The organism is Mycobacteroides sp. CBMA 271 (assembly GCF_009729205.1).
Classification (GTDB): Bacteria; Actinomycetota; Actinomycetes; order Mycobacteriales; family Mycobacteriaceae; genus Mycobacterium.
Window position 1 is genome coordinate 795,239 of the sequence record NZ_VTHB01000001.1, and the last position, 17,443, is coordinate 812,681.

Here is a 17,443-nt window from a genome sequence, read left to right on the forward strand (position 1 = left end):
GCGCATGCCCAAGAGCTGCATCGCGTTTGCGTCCAGACCGGGCCACCGACCGGCTAACTGTGATAACCAGGCACTACGCGCTCAGTGCGGGTCACTTTCCTGCTCGTTCTCACGGACGTCCTCAAGGTCCTGCGCCGCCTGCTGAGCGTCCCATCGTTTCGTGATCATCGGGACGACGATGAGTGCACCCAAGCCCAGGATGGCGAAGACAACGGGTACCGCCGCCGCGCGCACCTGCTCCCCCAAGCCCTCCGCTTCGCCCGACACCACCTTCTCGATGAAGCCGCCGAGCACCCGGCCCGAATAGACGGCGGTGACGATCAGACCCGCGGCCGTGGCGAGCATGGATCGCGACACTCCCTGGAATGCCACATAGAGGAACCAGACGGTCGTCGTGCCGAGACCGGCGCCGAACAGCATCAAACCCGGCACCAGGGTCCACTGGCCGAGTACCCCTTGCGACAGTGTGTAGTCCGTGGCCGCCTGAGTTAAGGCCTTGAAGATCGCCAATCCGGCGATCAGTTCGATCACGCCACACACCGGCACCACCCACTTCGCTCCGCGGTCCAGCAGTCGGCCGGTGACCGGCGCAAACACGGCGGCTGCTATCCATAGCGCCAGCAGCGGAGTATTGGTCGCACCGCCGTTGGCCGCAGTCCAGTGGACTGACAGGGTGCCGAGATCGGCCAGCGCGACGCAGATTCCCAGCGCGATGACTCCGATGAGACCGATGACATGCCCGCGGCGGGACACGAGGGAGGGCGGCACGAACCCCGGGCCGCGCAATTGCCGGGTCCAGACAACCAATGCGACCAGGGATATCGCTCCCACCGCCCCGGCCGCCAGCGCCGAAGGCGAGGACGCTCGGGTGGCCACGATATAGGTCACCCCGGCGATGCCGATGATCCAGAGCGCAGCACCCGGCAGGTCGAACTGCTCGAAGGTGCTGACAGGTTCGATCGCAGGCCCGACGAGGGACGCGAGGAAGGCGGCGAGCGTCAGCACCAACACCGCGCAGACCACAAGGCTCCACAGGTCGATCGGCACAAAGGTGGGTGCGATCGTCACGATGGCATCGCCCACCGGAGTCGCCGCGGCCCACACCCCCAACAGATACCCCTGAGATGCGGTGATCTCTTGGACGACGATGACGAGCGAGGCGACCATGGCCAGCGCCAGAGCGACGTCACTGCATGCGTAGAGCAGACCTATGGGGGCAATGGAGAGCGGCAGCAGCGCACCTAAGGTGCTCACCAACGACAGTCCCGCCGCGACCGTCAGGAAGCTGGAAGGCCGCAGATAGTTGGACAGCCGTGCGATGACGAGAATGGGAAGGATGGTCAGCACGGTGATCACCGCGAGGGACCAGCCCACCGAATCGACACCTTCCGGGTGGTCGGCGATCCGTGCCACCAACGCGAGATCCTGCGCGCTGCGCCCAAGTTGGGCCGTCAACAGCACCGCGCACGCAACTAGCACGTTGCGTGAGATCCCAAACCGGCTCATGTGCCCTCCCTTGCCGTGTGGTCTGGTCACTGTACGAGCCCGGGGTCTTCGTGGGGTTCGACTCACGCCGGGGACCTAGGACTCCGGCGCCGCGGTTCGGCCTCTGCCGCGCGCCCATCGGATCGCCCGGTACGCCAGCCAGGCGAGTCCGACCAGTAGCACCAAGACCACGATGAAGGCGACTAACGGCAGCGCCAAGGCGAGGATCGTCAGCACCAGCGAGGTGCCGTCCTCGGCGGTCGAGACCACCGGATTCCCCACTCCGGCAGTGGTTCCCGTCACGAATGGGCGTGCGACCGTTCTACTGGCGTGCACGCTGCCCGCGGTGATGGCCCCAAGTATCGCCGCCACCGCGGGAGGCAGGTTCGACGACAGACTTGTTTCGGCCGTGAACAGAATGGCTCCCGATGCCGGCGCAATGAAGGTGCCGATCGCATGCAGGACGGAGTCCAGCGCCGGGATCTTGTCGCCGATGAGGTCGAGCACAAAGATGACCGCCAGCACGATGAGCGCCGGGGTGGAGGACAACCAGCCGTAGGACGGGCCGAGCTCGATCCAGCCGAATCGGTCCGCTGCGCCCACCGCGAGCAGCGGCAGCCAGGCGTTGAGGCCGGCGGCACCGGAGAGCCCGAATGCCCCGAGGACGGCGCTGATAGCCGAGGTGATCTCCATGTCACGAGTGTGACGCCACCGCGGAGTTTCAGTGGATGTTTCGCGGTGAGGTCACACTCGGGTGGTGAGTTCGACGATGAGCGGCACCCCACCCTCGAACCACACCCGATGCAATTCGAGGATCTTGCGTTTCGATGGAAAGCCCTTGCGGTGAAACAGGTTTTCGAGGTAGTCGAAGGCGCACCTGCGGGTTGGCCTGGATGTTCTTGACCCAGAGGGTGTGCCGGGTGATCGCGACCAGATAGGTCCTCTCCCCGTCGCGCACCGCCTTGACGTAGGTGACGCGTGGACTGCCGGACTTTCGCCCGATGGTGGTCAGCACGCCGACACCGCGAGGCACTCGGATCGCGAACCACGGCCGATGGACGGCGTGCAGCGCGCTGGCGAAACGGCGGCGCTCCGCCAGCGGCGCTGCCGTGGTGTCCAACCCTGGCCTGCGCTCAAACACATACCGCCCGTCGGTGTAGCGCAGGGAATCCGGGATGGGATCGTTCATGCTCTTAGCGGGGCGCCCAGTTGCCATGGAATCCTGCCGGAACGCGCTGCGGCAGATGCACGGTCGCCATCAGATCGAGAGTGACCGCGTCCATCAGCAGGAGCTGACCTTCGTCGCAGCGGCGGTCGACTGCGAATCCGATCAGCACGCCGTCATCCTCGGTGGCCGCCGTTGGGTTCGGCACGAACGACATCTCCCCGAGCACGATGGCGGGATCGAGTCGGCTGGTCTGGGTGGCGCCGGTTTCATAGTCGTATTTGACGATGCTGGCTCCGGCAGCTTCGCCGGCGCTGAAGAAGTTCTCCACATCGGGCAGATACCCGTAGCGGTGTTTCTTGCCCGTCAATGTCTCATTGATGCGGGGGAATTCGAGATGCCGGTCATCCTTGCGCTCCATGTGCACCGTGCCCTTGGTGAGGTCGATCGTCCACCGGTCGAGCTGCCCCTTGGCGTCGCTGGGCCCCAGCACATCCTGCGAGAACATCGAGTCGTACCGCACCAGGTCGATCACCAGCACCTCCGAACCGTTGCGGGTTTCGGAGTAGCCGTTGAGTGGGTGGAAGACGTAGCACGGGTCGATCTGGAACCAGCGCACGTCGGAGTTTCCGCCCTCGCGCGGCATGACGCCAATCCTGGCCGGGTACTTGGTATTCCACGAATACGGTACGGACGGCGACTTGCCGGAGTACTGGCTAGCCCTGGCCGCAATGGGACCGGGAATCTTGATCTTGCCGATCAGCGAGTTCATGACGAGCTGGGCAGGCTTGCGCAGCAGTCGCGGCACGGGCACCGACCGGCCAATCATGGACATGTCCAGGGTGACGGGCAGGTCGTAGAAGACGACGTACTTCTCGGTGAGGGTGAAATCGTGCATCATCGGCGCGCCGTGTACTTGAATATCGACGGTCCGGCGGGCCCGTCCGTCGGTGCCGATCACCGAGTACTGGACCGTCCTCCCGCGCGCGAAGGAATATGAGACAGCATGCATTTCGCCGGTGTCGGGATCGGTATGCGGATGCGCCGTGTAACCACCCGGCAGCGTGCCGTCGAAATCGCAAGTACCCACCGTCTCGAGATCCTCGGTGAGCTCGTAGTTGGCGATACCGCCCTCGACCAGCGCCAGCGTGCGCCCGGCGTGACTGAGCACATTGGTGTTCGGCCCGATGACGCCCATGCCCGCGTTCATGCTGATGGCAGATGGCGCCGCCTCGCCGAGCGCCTTGGCGACCGACGGCGTGCGCACCCACCGATTGCGATACCACTGCGCCTTGCCGTCGCGCAGCGACAGTCCGTGCACCATGGCGTCACCACTGAAGAGGTGATAGGCGGCCGGATCGACCTCGGCGGCCGGGTTGGGGCCGTTGCGCAGATACCTGCCGTCGAGGTGATCGGGCAGGGACCCGGTGACTTCGAGATCGACGCTGTCCATCTCCCGTTCCACCGGCTCCCATATGCCGGTCAGGTAGGGACTCGTTTCGGTGGTCGGCTGAGCTGTGGCAGTCATCGTTGTCCTCCGCGGCTGGGCTGGCATAACGTTGTTATTACGACGTTATGGTGAACCTACTCCGGTTGTGCGAACATGGCAACACCATGTCAGAAGGTCTTCACGCGAACGACACGTCAGCGCCCAGTAATCGTCAGGGAACGGCCCCCCGCAATCCCCGCATCGATCTCGTCGCCGCGGCGGTCGGGCTTTTGAACGACCAGGGGCCCGACGCGTTGCAGACACGCAAGATCGCCGCTGCCGCAGGCACCTCCACGATGGCGGTCTACACGTACTTCGGCGGCATGCGCGAGCTCATCGCGGAGGTGGCCGAGGAGGGGTTGCGCCAATTCGCGGAGGCGCAAGCGGTGGTCGAACAGACCGACGACGTGATCGCCGACTTCATGATGACCGGAATGGCCTACCGCCAGTTCGCCATTGACTTCCCACACATGTATCGGCTGATGTTCGGCGTGACCAGTGCGCACGGCGTCGACGCCCCCCGCAGGAACATGTTCGATACCTCGCACGTGACGCCGGAGCATCCCAGCGCGGCCTATCTGTTTCGGTGCGTACAACGCGCCATGGCTGCGGGCAGGATCGACGGCTCCCCCGACGACGCCGCGAAGGTCGCCGCGACCGCCGCGAAGTTTTGGACCATCATGCACGGCTTCGTCATGCTCGAGCTCGCAGGCTTCTGGGGCGATGACGGTGTGGCGGTGGGTCCCGTGCTGGGCTCAATGACCACGGATCTGCTTATCGCACTTGGCGATACGGCTGAACGGGTGAACACCTCAGCGGCCACGGCCGTCGCCCGGATCGCCGCATCGACTTAAGGGGCCCAGGAGATTTCGTAACCGTCGCTTCCGGTTGACGGAAATGTGGGCGGCAACGAGAGGACGGGTTGGGGCGACGGCGCATCGCGCAACGCCACCACGGTAGCGGCGGCGGTTGCGAGGGGAGCACGCATGTCGAAGGCCAGCCGCGCCAGCAGCCGGTTGCGCAACTCGGCGTCGGACGGCACCGTCGTCCGCAACGGCACGACCACCGGCGCGGTAGCTCGGCGACGACGGGCACGAAACACCACGACCAGCAGCAGAAAACAGCCCACCGCAACAAACACATAGACGGCCACGCAATCGAGTGTGCGGATTGTGTCGGTATCCCGCAATTTCTCACCCGAATCCGCACGCTCGGCTGAATATGTCAATCCCATTCAGGTCCAGCAGGGCGGCTTGATCCGGACCCACCCTGATGCACGGATCAGGCAGACTGCTGAGCTCGGGTATGAGCGAGTCGGCGGGAGTCCGTGCCGGTTTCGATGATGTTGCCGCCGCGGTGGTCGAGGCAATCCGCTTGCTCGCCCCTGAGTTAGCGGGCAAGAGCGCGGACAGGAGTCCTCAGAAGCTCACAAAAGTTCGCCGCCGGCTCAGGGTGATGATCTATACCGAGATCGGGTGGCCGAACTTCCACGTTTGGGGGTGGACGGAAGCCGGTGGCGATGATTTCGGATTGGTCATTTGCTCTCCCAGCTCAGAGAGAAACGGATACCTGTCTCGATAGACGAGGGGCCTGCGCAGGGAACACGTCCGCAAACTTGTCCCCGCGGCAACCTGGACATGAATGGTCTTGTCGCGCAATCCTCTTCTGACTGTCATGGTGGCGAGACCGTGAGGTGAAGGGCGAGCCGACTGACGGTGTCGGCGAGCTCGGTTGGTTCGATGACGACCACGGGGGAGGTGAGCGCAATGCGCGCAACCGTCATGGTGAGCCTGCCGAGATCTTCGCTGCGGATCTGGACAAGGCAGCGGTCCCCTGCCACCTCGATTGGTGTGTGGTCAATCCATCTGAGCACACCCTCGAGGTCGGCGAACGTGGCTTCGATGGCGAGTTTTGCATCGTGGTGACGGGGTGGCGAGCCGACTGATCTCGCGACGAAGCCTGCCGCGTCACCGCCCGGGATCTCGCGTGGCGTGAAATGACTGCCTGCCAGCCAGGGCTCCGAGAGCCGGTCCAGTCGAAATGTTCGCCAGTCGGCACGATGGTGATCCCATGCTACGAGATACCAACGACGTCCAGCCGTGACAAGGCGGTGCGGCTCGACGAGCCGTCTGCTGCTCTCGCCATCACCTCGCCGATAGTCGAAACGCACGTGCTCGTGGTCGCGACATGCCGCAGCGAGCACACTGAGTGCTTCGGGGTCGACGATGTCGTCGTCGACCCGCCGCATGGAACTGACGCTCGAATGCAGTGCCGACACACGTCGGCGTAGCCGATGGGGCAGGAGTGTTTCGATCTTCGTCAGCGCGCGCAGCGACGTTTCTTCGATGCCGCTGATGGCGGCCTCGGCGGCGTAGCGCAGCCCGACGGCTACCGCCACGGACTCGTCATCGTCGAGGATCAGGGGCGGCACGTGCGCCCCCGTTGCGAGTCGGTAGCCCCCGTATTTTCCGGACGTGGAATCGACCGGATAGCCAAGGTCGCGTAGGCGATCGATGTCGCGGCGCACCGTTCGCTGCGTGACATCGAGTCGTGCGGCAAGTTCGGCGCAGTGCCAGAAACGATGGGTCTGAAGGAGCGAGAGCAGTTGCAGTGCTCGGCCTGTGGGATCGTTCCGCATTTCTTCAGATTGCCAGCGATCTAGGACTTCATGTGTCCACGATGCTCCCTATCGTCGGAGCAACCGGCCGATCCAGACACGAGATCGGTACTCAACCCAAAGGAGCATCTGTGGATCCATCCGACTTCCCCAGGCCCGTCCTTATCCCAGTCAACGGCGTGGAACTCGAAGTCTTTGAAGCAGGGCGACACAATGCCGGGAAACCCATCGTGCTGTGTCACGGATGGCCAGAGCACGCCTATTCTTGGCGATACCAGGTGCCCGCCCTTGTCGCGGCGGGCTACCACGTCATCGTCCCGAACCAGCGCGGCTACGGCAACTCATCACGTCCGACCGAAGTGACGGACTATGACATTGAACATTTAGCGGGTGATCTCATCGCACTTCTCGATCACTACGGCTACGAAGATGCCACCTTTGTCGGTCACGATTGGGGCGCCTTTGTCGTGTGGGGCCTGACCCTGTTGCACCCGCACCGGGTAAACAAAGTGATCAACCTAAGCCTGCCCTACCAGGATCGCGGAGAGCAGCCCTGGATTGAGTTCATGGAAGCCGTGCTTGGCAGTGACTTCTACTTCGTCCACTTCAATCGAGAGCCGGGCGTCGCGGACGCCGTGTTCGACGACAACACCTTCCGGTTCCTCCGCAACCTGTACCGGAAGAACGAACCCCGCAGGGAGCCTCAGCCGGGTATGGCGCTGCTCGATCTCGCCAGAGCAGAGGCGCCACTCGGTGAGCCTCTGATGAGCGATAGCGAATTGGCCGTTTTCGTCTCTGCATTCGAATCGACAGGATTCACGGGCAGTGTGAACTGGTACAGGAACCTTGACCGCAACTGGCGTTTGCTGGCGGAGGTGGACCCGATCATCCAACAGCCCGCACTCATGATCTACGGCGACCGTGACGCGATCGCGAGGGCTGCGAACCTGACAGAGTTCGTGCCCAATGTGGAAGTAGTCAATCTCGACTGCGGTCATTGGATCCAGCAAGAAAGACCCGATGAGACCAACCAAGCGATCTTGAACTGGCTGGAACGGCAGGATGCCACATAGTTTCAAGGCTAGGTGCGGTCTCGGATTGCTGAGCTCGGGTGTGGGCGAGTCGGTAGGAGTCGGTGCCGGTTTCGATGATGCTGCCGCCGAAGGTGAGCCGATCCACGATGGCGGCGCAAAGTCGTGGCAAAAACGAAATCGGCCCCGCAAGTCCGAGGACTTGCGGGGCCGATTGGCGGTACTGCGAACTACTTGACGGTGACCGTCGCGCCGGCGGCCTCGAGCTTGGCCTTGGCGTCGTCGGCGGCCTCCTTGGCGACCTTCTCCAGCAGCGGCTTGGGGGCCGCGTCAACCAGGTCCTTGGCTTCCTTCAGACCCAGGCCGGAGACGATCTCGCGGACAACCTTGATGACGCCGATCTTCTTGTCACCGGCGCTCTCCAGGATGACGTCGAACTCGCTCTGCTCTTCGGCAGCCTCGGCGGCCGGGGCAGCGCCACCGGCAGCGGCGACGGCGACCGGAGCGGCAGCGGTGACCTCGAAGACCTCTTCGAAGGTCTTGACGAACTCGGACAGCTCAAGCAGCGTCAGCTCCTTGAAAGCATCGATCAGTTCCTCGGTGCTCAGCTTTGCCATAATGTGGTTCCTTCCTTGATTTACAACGGTTTTGAGTCTGGGAAGTAGTGCTTACGCAGCTTCTTCGCCAGCCTTCTTTTCCTGCAGGGCGGCGGCCAGGCGTGCAACCTGAGACGCCGGGGCGTTGAACAGCCCGGCGGCCTTGGCCAGGTTGCCCTTCATTGCGCCAGCCAGCTTGGCCAGCAGCACCTCACGCGATTCCAGATCGGCGATGCGCTCTACCTCGGCGACTGTCAGGGCGCGGCCGTCCATGTAGCCGCCCTTGATGATCAGTGCCTTGTTTTCTTTTGCGAAGGTCTTGATCGCCTTCGCGGCGTCCACGGGCTCACCCTGGATGAACGCAATTGCCGTTGGGCCACTGAACAGTTCGTCCAGGCCCTCCACACCGGCGTCCGAAGCCGCACGCTTGACAAGCGTGTTCTTGGCGACGGAGTAGGTAGCGGAAGCTCCGAGGGAGCGACGCAGGGTGGCCAGAGCGGACACCGACAGGCCGCGGTACTCGGTGATCACCGTGGCAGTCGAACCCTTGAACTGCTCGGTGATCTCGGCAACGGCAGAGACCTTGTCAGTCTTGGCCATGTATTGCCTCCTCATCTCGTTTTCGGTCGTTCCACCTGGGACTGCCGACAAGAGAGGGGCCGAAATGACGAACGCCCCGACGCAGACAGGTCGGGGCGTGAAAACTACGGACTTAACCGCAGGTCTACCTCGTCCTCCTGCGTGGGCCGTCCGGATAATCCGGAACCTTCAACCTCGCGAGAGGTGACCGACGGTCTTCGGTGGAGCTGCATCAGGCTACCGCAGGTAGGGCATGCAATCCAAAACGAGCCGGGGCACGCCCTCGGGCACAGTGGTAGCAAGGAGTGATGCCTGAGCCTCAAGCGCCGTCTCCCACTCGGAACGGCGTCGCCCGCAACGGCGATATCGAACTCTTCTACGAAGACCTGGGTAATCCCGAAGATCCCGCGGTCGTGCTCGTCATGGGCGTGGCCGCACAGCTCCCGATGTGGCCGGACGGATTCTGTCAGCGGCTGCTAAAGAGTGGTTATCGAGTAGTCAGGTTCGACAACCGCGATTGCGGACTGTCGACCAAGCTGGACGGCCACAAAGCGCCAGGGTCGGTGCACCGCCGGGTCGTGCGCTACACCTTCGGCAAGGGCAGCGAGGTCCCGTACACGCTCGTCGACATGGCCGAGGATGTCCGCAGCCTCATCGACCACCTGGGCATCGAGCGAGCTCACGTCGTGGGGGCCTCGATGGGCGGCATGATCGTGCAGGTCTTCGCCGGCACGTACCCCGAGCGTGTGCACTCCGTCGGCATCATCTACTCGGCCACCGGACGCCCGTTCTCGCGGCCGCCGTCCTGGGAACTGATCCGCACCGCCATGAACGCTCCGGGCAGGAATGCCACTCCCGAGGAGTGGCTCGAGTTCGAGGTCAACAACGGGATCGTCTACAACGGGCCCGAGAACCTCCCCTCCCGCGAAGAGTTGCGTCGGCGCATCTTGGACCACAAGGCGCGCAGTGACTATCCGGTCGGTACGGTTCGCCAGTTCGACGCCATTTTGGGCACCGGTAGCCTGCTGCGTTTCACCCGTGCCATCACCGCGCCGACGGTCGTCATCCACGGGCGTAACGACCCGTTGGTCCCGTACCAGAATGGACGGGTGGTGGCCAAGAACATTCGGAACTCACGTTTTGCGCTCATCGAGGGCATGGGGCACGACCTGCCCGAACCGCTGTGGGAGCCCGTTACTCGCGAGTTGTTGGGTAATTTCGCGAGAAACTTTCAACAGGTCAACCGTCTCGATCCTCTCGACGGGTGAGGCCGTCGGTCGCCGCGGGGCCGCAACCAACGGGGTCGTTCGCCACGCCGCTCCAGATGACCTGGTCGAAGCGACAAAACCCTGAGCTGTGCCGCACCGACTAGGGCAGAACCCGAATCATGCGGCACACTTGCATTTCATGACTGCGCATGAACGCTCCGGCCGGAACGTCGGTGAGGGTCGCGCACGACAGGTTGCACCGCTCGGGCGCGTGGCGTTGCTCTCGGAGGCGGCGCGGCTGGGCACCACCGGCTGGCAGGTCGCCCGTACCGCCGGCCGCGTGCTGGGCAAGCTCACCAAGAAGGGCAGCTTCGAGCAGAAGGTCATGGCCGAGCTGCCGCAGACGTTCTCCGATCTGGGCCCCACCTACGTCAAGCTCGGTCAGATCATCGCGTCCAGTCCGGGCGCGTTCGGCGAGCCGCTGTCCCGTGAATTCCGTGGACTGCTGGACCGCGTGCCGCCCGCCGATTCCGTCCAGATCCGCGAGCTGCTCATCGCCGAGCTCGGATCCGAGCCCGAGAAGCTGTTCGAGTCCTTTGATGCCGAGCCGTTCGCATCCGCCTCGATCGCCCAGGTGCATTACGCGACACTGCATTCCGGCGAGGAGGTGGTCGTCAAGATCCAGCGTCCGGGAATCCGTCGCCGGGTGGCCGCCGATCTGCAGATCCTCAAGCGCGGCGCGGCGATCCTAGAACTCGGCAAGGTCGGTCGAATGCTGTCGGCCCGGGATGTGGTGGACGACTTCTCCGGAAACCTTTCCGAGGAACTGGATTTCCTTGCCGAGGGTCAGGCCATGCAAACCTGGGTGGAACACCTACACACCTCTTCTCTCGGCAAGAACATCCGAGTGCCCGACGTGCACTGGCACTACACGACATCCAAGGTGCTCACCATGGAGCGGGTGCACGGCATCCGCATCGATGACGCACCCGCGATTCGTAAGGCGGGATTCGACGGCACTGATCTGGTGAAGTCGCTGTTGTTTTCGGTGTTCGAATCCGGTCTGCGTCAAGGTTTGTTCCACGGCGACCTGCATGCGGGGAACCTGCTGGTGGACGACGAGGGCCGGATCGTGTTCTTGGACTTCGGCATCGTCGGTTTCATCGACCCGCGGACGCGTTGGCTGTTGCGTGAACTGATCCACGCACTGCTGGTCAAAAAGGACCACCGCACTGCAGGCAAGATCGTGGTGCTGCTGGGCGCCGTCGGTAATCCCAGCGACGCCGACAAGGGCACCAAGGACATGAAGGACTTCGCCGCCCCCTTGACGATGAAATCGCTTGGCGATATGTCGTACTCGGAAATCGGCAAGCAACTCTCTACGCTCGCCGCCGAGTACGACGTCAAACTGCCCCGCGAACTGGTGCTCATCGGCAAGCAATTCCTATACGTCGAGCGATACATGAAACTGCTGGCTCCACGCTGGCAGATGATGGAGGACCCGGAACTCAAGGGGTACTTCGGCAGTTTCATCGTCGATATCAGCCGTGAGCACAACCGCGAAGGAGAAATCTGAGATGACGGCGAGCAGCGCAAATGTCGGCGATATCGAGCTGTGTTATGAGGAGTTCGGCAATCCCGCCGACCCCGCGGTTCTGCTCATCATGGGCATCGGTGCTCAGATGGTGTTCTGGCGCAACGAGTTCTGCCAACAGCTCGCCGACCAGGGCTACCGGGTCATTCGCTTCGACAATCGGGACTGCGGCCTTTCCACCACATTGGACGGCGTGCGCGCCGGTGGCGGCTCACTCATTTCGAATATGGCGAAATTCCTTGCCGGAGTGAAGATCACCGGAACTGCCTACACCCTCGTGGATATGGCGGGTGATGCGGCAGGGCTGCTCGACCATCTTGATATCAACCGGGCACACATCGTGGGCGCCTCTATGGGCGGCATGATCGCGCAGGTCTTCGCCGCCGAGCATCCCGATCGGACCGAGACGGTCACCATCATCATGTCAAGCAACAATCAGCCCTTCCTGCCGCCACCGGGACCACGGCAGCTGATGGCACTGCTCAAGGCTCCACCCGCCGACGCCACCCGCGAGCAAATCATCGCCAACAGCGTGCAGGTTGGCCGGATCATTGGCAGCCCGAAATACCGCCAGTCGGAAACGAAGTCGTATCAGCACGCCGCCGAGTACTACGACCGGAGCTACTACCCCAAGGGGTTTGCACGACAGTTCGCCGCCATCATGGGGACCGGCAGCTTGGCCCCGTTCGACAACCGAATCACCTCCCCCGCACTGGTTTTGCATGGCAGGGCCGACAAACTGATGCGCCCTTCGGGTGCGCGCGCGATCGCCCGCGCCATTCGTGGTTCGCGGCTGGCACTGATCGACGGGATGGGCCACGATCTGCCCGAGCCGCTGTGGACCCGGGTCATCGCCAAGTTGACCGAGAACTTCGCTCGCTCGGAGCCTGCAGAAGACACACCGGAATCCGAGGCCGCGGGCCGCTAATTAGCTCCCGTACGAAATGATTTCGTAGAGATCAAACTGCTTGCTAATTCTGTGCGCACCCCTTGTCGCTGATGTCATCGTGTTCTAGCCTCAGCACGGGATATCAGCCAGCACCAGACCCAATCCATCGTTCGCGCGCCGTTCGGGGCCTCGCGCCATCCTCTCGAGAGGCTGCCGCATGTCCAAACTGACCCCAAAGTTCTCCGATGTTCAGGCCCATTACGACCTGTCCGACGAATTCTTCGCACTGTTTCTCGATCCCAGCAGGACATATAGCTGTGCATACTTCGAACCCGACACGCTGACACTCGAGCAGGCCCAGCGGGCCAAGATTGATCTCGCTCTCGGAAAACTGGGACTTGAACCCGGGATGACCCTGCTGGATGTGGGGTGCGGTTGGGGCTCCACCATGAAGCGCGCCCTTGAGCACTACGACGTCAACGTCATTGGCCTGACGCTCAGCAAAAACCAATTCGCATATGTCACCAAGCTTCTCGACACCACCGAAAGTTCGCGCAGCCATGAGGTCCGGTTGGCCGGCTGGGAAGAATTCGAGGGCCGCGTCGACCGCATCGTCAGTATTGGTGCCTTTGAGCATTTCGGCTTTGAACGGTATGACAGCTTCTTTGAGATGGCGCACCGGGCGATGCCGGCCGAAGGAAAGATGTTGTTGCACACCCTCGTCAGCCATCATCCCGACGAGTGGAAGCGCATGGGCATCCCATTGTTGATGTCGCGTGTCCGGTTCATCTACTTCATCGGCACCGAGATATTCCCTGGCGGGCGTTTACCTTCCGTGCCAATAGTGGACGAGCACGCAACGCGCGCCGCCTTCACCATCACGCGGCATCAATCGCTCCAACCTCACTATGCACGCACCCTGGATTGCTGGTCCGAGAATCTCGCCGCACGCAAGGACGAAGCGATTTCTCTTCAATCTCAAGAGGTTTACGACCGGTACATCAAATACCTGACCGGCGCCGCGGACGGGTTCCGCGATCGCTGGATCGACGTCGTTCAGTTCACCTGCGAGAAGTAGGCGTCGACCATAACCTGGACCGCTTCGACTGCCTGCCCCTTCTCCGCCGGCACCAGGCCGATCCGGGTACGCCGATCGAGAATGTCATCGGTATCGAGCGCACCCTCGTGGGTGAGCGCGAATTCGACTTGTTCCCGGGTGATATCGATGCCATCAACCAACGGGGTGCCGGCGGCACCCGGCCAGTCGTCGACCACCGCCAGGTTTTCCGTGACGCACTCCAACGCCGCGAGCGGTCGCCGTTCCAGCCCGGCGTCGAGCGCGTCCTGCGCCATCTTGCGATAGGTGGTGAGCTTGCCACCCACCACGCTTACGAGGCCCGAATCCGATACCCGCACCGCATGCTTACGTGACAGGTCGGCGGTCGCGGAGTCGTCACCGTCCAGCAGCGGACGCAGACCCGCGAAACGCCCCACCACATCTGCTTCGGACAGCGGGGTCTGTAGCACCGTGTTGACGGTATCGAGCAGGAATTTTTCTTCTGTGGCAGAGGGTTCGGCCACATCTGGCACCGGCCCGGGCGCGGGTTCGTCGGTGAGCCCCAGGTACACCCGGTCGTGAATGGCCGGCAGCGCAAACACGAATCGGTTGATGGTGCCGGGCACCGGGACGGTCAGTGCGGCGGTGAGCCCACCGAAACTGGCGGCTCGGAACACCAGGTGTGTCCCGCGACTGGGACGCAACTTGATGTCCCGGTCCACCTGGCCCGCCCACACACCTGCGGCATTGATTACCAGACCCGCCTGTCCTCGGACGGTATTACCGGTCAGCTCATCACGCAGTACGGCGCCGTCGCCGGTGACCTGCTCGGCCGAGACGCGAGTAAGGATGCGGGCGCCCAGGCCGGCCGCCGTGCGCGCGATGGACACCACCAACCGCGCATCGTCGACGAGCTGCCCATCGAAGGCCATCAGCCCGCCGCGAAGTCCGCCCGGCCGCACGGTCGGTGCACGCCGAATCACTTCGCCTGCATCGATCGCGCGTGAGCGCGGCAGCACATCGGCCGGGGTGTGCGCCAGCTTGCGCAGCCCATCGCCCGCGACAAATCCCAGCCGAACCAAGTTCCGGCTGAAGCCGCTCACGGCCGGGTGCAGCGGAACAACCTGAGCCAGCGGATGAATGAGATGGGGGGCGGTGCGGGTCATGAGGATATGACGCTCGATCGCACTCTCCCGGGCGACGCCCACCTGCCCCGAGGCGAGGTAGCGCAATCCGCCGTGCACCAACTTCGAGCTGAATCGACTTGTGCCGAAGGCCAGATCGTGTTTCTCGACCAGCGTGACGCGCAGCCCGCGGCTCGCGGCGTCGAGGGCAACTCCGACGCCGGTGATACCGCCGCCGACGACGAGGACATCCACCGGGGCGCCGCCGGCAAGAGCGGCCAGATCGGCACTGCGTCGCGTGCTGTTGAGCTGGGTTGTCATGAATTCTCCTAAGTGGCAGATCAAGCCTTGAGATAGCCGTCGATGGCGATGGCCAGTTCCTTCAGCAGCTCGTCGGGCGAGAGGATGTCGGTGAGAATGCGTGCCGACTGGAGTACCGATTGGCCGATAAGCAGCACCATCGCTGCCATCTGTTCCGGGGCGCCGTCGCGAATCGATCCGTCGGCCTGCCCTTCGGCGATGAGTACCGCGGTCCAGCCGATCAGCGCGCGCTGGCTGGTGCCCAACCGTTCCACGATGTAGGTAAGCAGGAGCTCGGGATCGGACCGCACGATCGCCGCGAAGATCGAGTGCTCACGCACCTGTGTGACCAGGCCGGTCACCGATTGCACCAGGCGGTCGCGCGCCGGCCCCTGCCCGGTCGCGGGCAGGATCGAGCCCATTTCCCGGGTGAGCAGCTCTGCGACCAGGGTGCGCACGTCGGGCCAGCGCCGGTACACCGACGGACGACTGACGCCCGCGCGCTTGGCGACCTCGACCAGCGTGGTGCGGCGCACTCCGAACTCGGTAACACAGGACAGCGCGGCATCGAGGATGCGCTCGGTGACTGGGTCTCCTGAGATCTCGGTGTCGACCGTCGTCGGAGCCGTCATGTCACCACCTCACGCTCGTCAGTGCCAATGTCCATCAAGGAAACCAGCGTTACAACTTGCCATCGTATGTAATACTGTAACGCATGATGGAGTGGGACGCCTGGGGCGTGGCCGAAAAACGACAGACTCTCTCACCTCAGGTGAAGGCGCTCTTGGCGTCGGCACTGGGCATTCCCGAACGCGATCCCGTCAGCCGCGACGAGTCGACCGTCACGCTGTCGCCGAGCTCGCTGACGACGGAACAGCTGGCCGGCCTACAAGACCTGCTCGGCGCGGAGAACGTGAGCACCGAACATGGCGCGCGGCTGCGGCACGCGGGCGGGAAGAGCACCCCAGATCTGTTGCGCCGGCGCTCCACCGACGTCCAGGACGCCCCCGACGCCATCGTCTACCCCGCCTCGCACGACGAGGTGTCCGCACTTCTGACGCTATGCGGCCAACAGGCCGTCGCGGTCGTACCGTTCGGCGGTGGCACCAGCGTGGTCGGCGGATTGGACCCGGAACGTGGCGGATTCACCGCGGTGATCGCCGTGGACCTGCGACGGATGTCCGGCCTGGTATCCCTTGACGAGGAGTCGGGCACCGCTGTGCTGCTGCCGGGGACCACCGGCCCCGAGGCCGAGGAACTTCTTGGCGCCAAAGGCTTTTCGCTCGGGCATTTTCCGCAAAGCTTCCGGTTCGCGAGCATCGGCGGGTTCGCCGCCACCCGCTCCTCCGGGCAGGCTTCCAGCGGCTATGGACGCTTCGATGCGATGGTGGACGCCCTACGGATCGCCACCCCGCGCGGCGATCTCAACCTTGGCAGGGCACCCGCCTCGGCGGCCGGACCGGATCTGCGTCAACTCTTCCTGGGATCGGAAGGTGCACTGGGCATCATCACCGAGGTGACGCTTCGGGTGCACCGACTCCCCGAGGACACCTGGTACCAGGGCTGGTCCTTCCCCTCCTTCGATGCCGGCGCGCAGGCGCTACGCACCCTGGTCCAGGCCGATGCGGCCCCCACCGTGCTCCGACTCTCCGATGAGGCCGAAAGCGGGCTGAACCTTGCCCTGGCCAAGGATATTGGCGGCACGAACCCCGCCGCCGGCGTCCTGGCGATCACCACCGTGGAGGGAACCCGGGGCCACGTCGAGGCACGATCTGCCGAAGTATCCGCCGTCTTGACGGCCGCAGGCGGCACCGCACTCGGCGACGAGCCAGGCAAGGCCTGGGATCACGGCCGGTTCGACGCGCCGTATCTGCGCGATGCCCTCATCGATGCCGGAGCGGTGGTGGAAACCCTGGAGACCGCAACCTCGTGGCAGAACCTCGCCAACTTGCGCGCGACGGTCACCACGGCGCTATCCGAAGCGCTTGGCACGCAAGGAACCCCGCCACTAGTGCTGTGCCACATCTCGCACACCTACCGCACGGGCGCCTCGCTGTACTTCACCGTTGTGTGCGCGGCCACCGACGACCCGCAGACCCAGTGGGGCAAGGCCAAGAAGGCCGCCGGCGACGCCATTGTGGCCGCCGGAGGCACCATCACACACCACCACGCGGTGGGGCGCGATCATCAGCCGTGGCTCACCGATGAGGTCGGCAAGCTCGGCATCGAGATCCTGCAAGCGGTGAAGAAGACCGTGGATCCTCGCGGAATCCTCAACCCCGGCAAGTTGATTCCGGTCAGCGAGTAGT

17 protein-coding genes and 1 pseudogene are annotated in these 17,443 nt (G+C 63.8%); 7 read left to right on the plus strand and 11 right to left on the minus strand.

The window, feature by feature from the left end:
* Positions 1 to 81: 81 nt before the first annotated feature.
* The 4 genes from FZI91_RS03990 to FZI91_RS04005 all read right to left on the minus strand — a co-directional run bounded on the left by FZI91_RS03990 (position 82) and on the right by FZI91_RS04005 (position 4,178).
* On the minus strand, positions 82 to 1,506 hold the full coding sequence (locus FZI91_RS03990) for a hypothetical protein (RefSeq protein ID WP_155937327.1): 1,425 nt from the start codon (positions 1,504 to 1,506) through the stop codon (positions 82 to 84).
* Between the two features lie 75 nt (positions 1,507 to 1,581).
* The gene (locus FZI91_RS03995) at positions 1,582 to 2,178 is read right to left on the minus strand and encodes a DUF4126 domain-containing protein (protein ID WP_155937329.1); all 597 of its coding nucleotides are present in this window, start codon (positions 2,176 to 2,178) and stop codon (positions 1,582 to 1,584) included.
* Positions 2,179 to 2,206: 28 nt separating this feature from the next.
* Positions 2,207 to 2,674 (minus strand): nitroreductase family deazaflavin-dependent oxidoreductase, encoded by a 468-nt coding sequence (locus FZI91_RS04000; protein WP_162526251.1) that lies wholly within the window; start codon positions 2,672 to 2,674, stop codon positions 2,207 to 2,209.
* Positions 2,675 to 2,678: 4 nt separating this feature from the next.
* Positions 2,679 to 4,178 (minus strand): carotenoid oxygenase family protein, encoded by a 1,500-nt coding sequence (locus FZI91_RS04005; protein ID WP_155937333.1) that lies wholly within the window; start codon positions 4,176 to 4,178, stop codon positions 2,679 to 2,681.
* A 47-nt stretch (positions 4,179 to 4,225) separates the two neighbouring features.
* On the opposite strand from FZI91_RS04005, the gene FZI91_RS04010 reads away from it, so the two are divergent.
* Positions 4,226 to 4,993, plus strand: coding sequence for a TetR/AcrR family transcriptional regulator (locus tag FZI91_RS04010; protein WP_155937335.1), 768 nt, complete (start codon positions 4,226 to 4,228; stop codon positions 4,991 to 4,993).
* Here the strand turns inward: FZI91_RS04010 and FZI91_RS04015 are convergent.
* Both FZI91_RS04015 and FZI91_RS04020 read right to left on the minus strand, forming a co-directional pair.
* Entirely contained in the window at positions 4,990 to 5,292 is a 303-nt protein-coding gene (locus FZI91_RS04015) for a hypothetical protein (RefSeq protein ID WP_155937337.1), read from the minus strand. The genes FZI91_RS04010 and FZI91_RS04015 overlap by 4 nt on opposite strands.
* 519 nt (positions 5,293 to 5,811) lie before the next feature.
* Positions 5,812 to 6,777, minus strand: coding sequence for a YafY family protein (locus FZI91_RS04020; protein WP_155937339.1), 966 nt, complete (start codon positions 6,775 to 6,777; stop codon positions 5,812 to 5,814).
* Between the two features lie 110 nt (positions 6,778 to 6,887).
* Here FZI91_RS04020 and FZI91_RS04025 point away from each other — a divergent pair, with 110 nt between their 5' ends.
* Complete coding sequence (locus FZI91_RS04025) at positions 6,888 to 7,829, plus strand: alpha/beta fold hydrolase (RefSeq protein WP_162526252.1); 942 nt, start codon at positions 6,888 to 6,890, stop codon at positions 7,827 to 7,829.
* Positions 7,830 to 7,857: 28 nt separating this feature from the next.
* On the opposite strand, the pseudogene FZI91_RS04030 reads toward FZI91_RS04025, so the two are convergent.
* The 3 genes and pseudogenes from FZI91_RS04030 to rplJ all read right to left on the minus strand — a co-directional run.
* Positions 7,858 to 7,956 (minus strand): annotated as a pseudogene (locus FZI91_RS04030) (AAA family ATPase); the annotation flags it as partial.
* A 61-nt stretch (positions 7,957 to 8,017) separates the two neighbouring features.
* A complete protein-coding gene (gene rplL, locus FZI91_RS04035; protein WP_155937341.1) occupies positions 8,018 to 8,404 on the minus strand; it encodes a 50S ribosomal protein L7/L12 in 387 nt (128 codons plus the stop codon).
* 51 nt (positions 8,405 to 8,455) lie between these two features.
* The gene (gene rplJ / locus FZI91_RS04040; protein WP_155937343.1) at positions 8,456 to 8,983 is read right to left on the minus strand and encodes a 50S ribosomal protein L10; all 528 of its coding nucleotides are present in this window, start codon (positions 8,981 to 8,983) and stop codon (positions 8,456 to 8,458) included.
* A gap of 287 nt (positions 8,984 to 9,270) precedes the next feature.
* Here rplJ and FZI91_RS04045 point away from each other — a divergent pair, with 287 nt between their 5' ends.
* From FZI91_RS04045 to FZI91_RS04060, 4 genes are all read left to right on the plus strand, one after another.
* On the plus strand, positions 9,271 to 10,230 hold the full coding sequence (locus FZI91_RS04045) for an alpha/beta fold hydrolase (RefSeq protein ID WP_155937345.1): 960 nt from the start codon (positions 9,271 to 9,273) through the stop codon (positions 10,228 to 10,230).
* Between the two features lie 211 nt (positions 10,231 to 10,441).
* The gene (locus tag FZI91_RS04050; protein ID WP_162526264.1) at positions 10,442 to 11,746 is read left to right on the plus strand and encodes an AarF/ABC1/UbiB kinase family protein; all 1,305 of its coding nucleotides are present in this window, start codon (positions 10,442 to 10,444) and stop codon (positions 11,744 to 11,746) included.
* A 1-nt stretch (position 11,747) separates the two neighbouring features.
* Positions 11,748 to 12,692, plus strand: coding sequence for an alpha/beta fold hydrolase (locus FZI91_RS04055; protein WP_155937349.1), 945 nt, complete (start codon positions 11,748 to 11,750; stop codon positions 12,690 to 12,692).
* 178 nt (positions 12,693 to 12,870) lie between these two features.
* The gene (locus FZI91_RS04060; protein WP_155937351.1) at positions 12,871 to 13,731 is read left to right on the plus strand and encodes a cyclopropane mycolic acid synthase family methyltransferase; all 861 of its coding nucleotides are present in this window, start codon (positions 12,871 to 12,873) and stop codon (positions 13,729 to 13,731) included.
* On the opposite strand, the gene FZI91_RS04065 is transcribed toward FZI91_RS04060, so the two are convergent.
* Together FZI91_RS04065 and FZI91_RS04070 are read right to left on the minus strand one after the other, a co-directional pair.
* Positions 13,710 to 15,155 carry a glycerol-3-phosphate dehydrogenase/oxidase gene (locus tag FZI91_RS04065; RefSeq protein ID WP_155937353.1) on the minus strand — a complete coding sequence of 482 codons (1,446 nt, stop codon included), beginning with the start codon at positions 15,153 to 15,155 and terminating at the stop codon, positions 13,710 to 13,712. The genes FZI91_RS04060 and FZI91_RS04065 overlap by 22 nt on opposite strands.
* 20 nt (positions 15,156 to 15,175) lie before the next feature.
* On the minus strand, positions 15,176 to 15,766 hold the full coding sequence (locus FZI91_RS04070) for a TetR/AcrR family transcriptional regulator (protein WP_155937355.1): 591 nt from the start codon (positions 15,764 to 15,766) through the stop codon (positions 15,176 to 15,178).
* Between the two features lie 83 nt (positions 15,767 to 15,849).
* On the opposite strand from FZI91_RS04070, the gene FZI91_RS04075 reads away from it, so the two are divergent.
* Positions 15,850 to 17,442, plus strand: a complete 1,593-nt coding sequence (locus FZI91_RS04075; RefSeq protein ID WP_155937357.1) for an FAD-binding oxidoreductase — start codon at positions 15,850 to 15,852, stop codon at positions 17,440 to 17,442.
* The last annotated feature ends 1 nt before the right edge of the window (position 17,443 follow it).

Coding starts and splice junctions, on each gene's coding strand:
- FZI91_RS04070 (WP_155937355.1), bottom strand. CDS start 15,766: ATGACGGCTCCGACGACGGTCGACACCGAGATCTCAGGAGACCCAGTC.
- FZI91_RS04075 (WP_155937357.1), top strand. CDS start 15,850: ATGATGGAGTGGGACGCCTGGGGCGTGGCCGAAAAACGACAGACTCTC.
- FZI91_RS04005 (WP_155937333.1), bottom strand. CDS start 4,178: ATGACTGCCACAGCTCAGCCGACCACCGAAACGAGTCCCTACCTGACC.
- FZI91_RS04020 (WP_155937339.1), bottom strand. CDS start 6,777: ATGCGGAACGATCCCACAGGCCGAGCACTGCAACTGCTCTCGCTCCTT.
- FZI91_RS04000 (WP_162526251.1), bottom strand. CDS start 2,674: ATGAACGATCCCATCCCGGATTCCCTGCGCTACACCGACGGGCGGTAT.
- FZI91_RS04060 (WP_155937351.1), top strand. CDS start 12,871: ATGTCCAAACTGACCCCAAAGTTCTCCGATGTTCAGGCCCATTACGAC.
- FZI91_RS03995 (WP_155937329.1), bottom strand. CDS start 2,178: ATGGAGATCACCTCGGCTATCAGCGCCGTCCTCGGGGCATTCGGGCTC.
- FZI91_RS04055 (WP_155937349.1), top strand. CDS start 11,748: ATGACGGCGAGCAGCGCAAATGTCGGCGATATCGAGCTGTGTTATGAG.
- rplJ (WP_155937343.1), bottom strand. CDS start 8,983: ATGGCCAAGACTGACAAGGTCTCTGCCGTTGCCGAGATCACCGAGCAG.
- FZI91_RS04045 (WP_155937345.1), top strand. CDS start 9,271: ATGCCTGAGCCTCAAGCGCCGTCTCCCACTCGGAACGGCGTCGCCCGC.
- FZI91_RS03990 (WP_155937327.1), bottom strand. CDS start 1,506: ATGAGCCGGTTTGGGATCTCACGCAACGTGCTAGTTGCGTGCGCGGTG.
- rplL (WP_155937341.1), bottom strand. CDS start 8,404: ATGGCAAAGCTGAGCACCGAGGAACTGATCGATGCTTTCAAGGAGCTG.
- FZI91_RS04010 (WP_155937335.1), top strand. CDS start 4,226: ATGGTGAACCTACTCCGGTTGTGCGAACATGGCAACACCATGTCAGAA.
- FZI91_RS04065 (WP_155937353.1), bottom strand. CDS start 15,155: ATGACAACCCAGCTCAACAGCACGCGACGCAGTGCCGATCTGGCCGCT.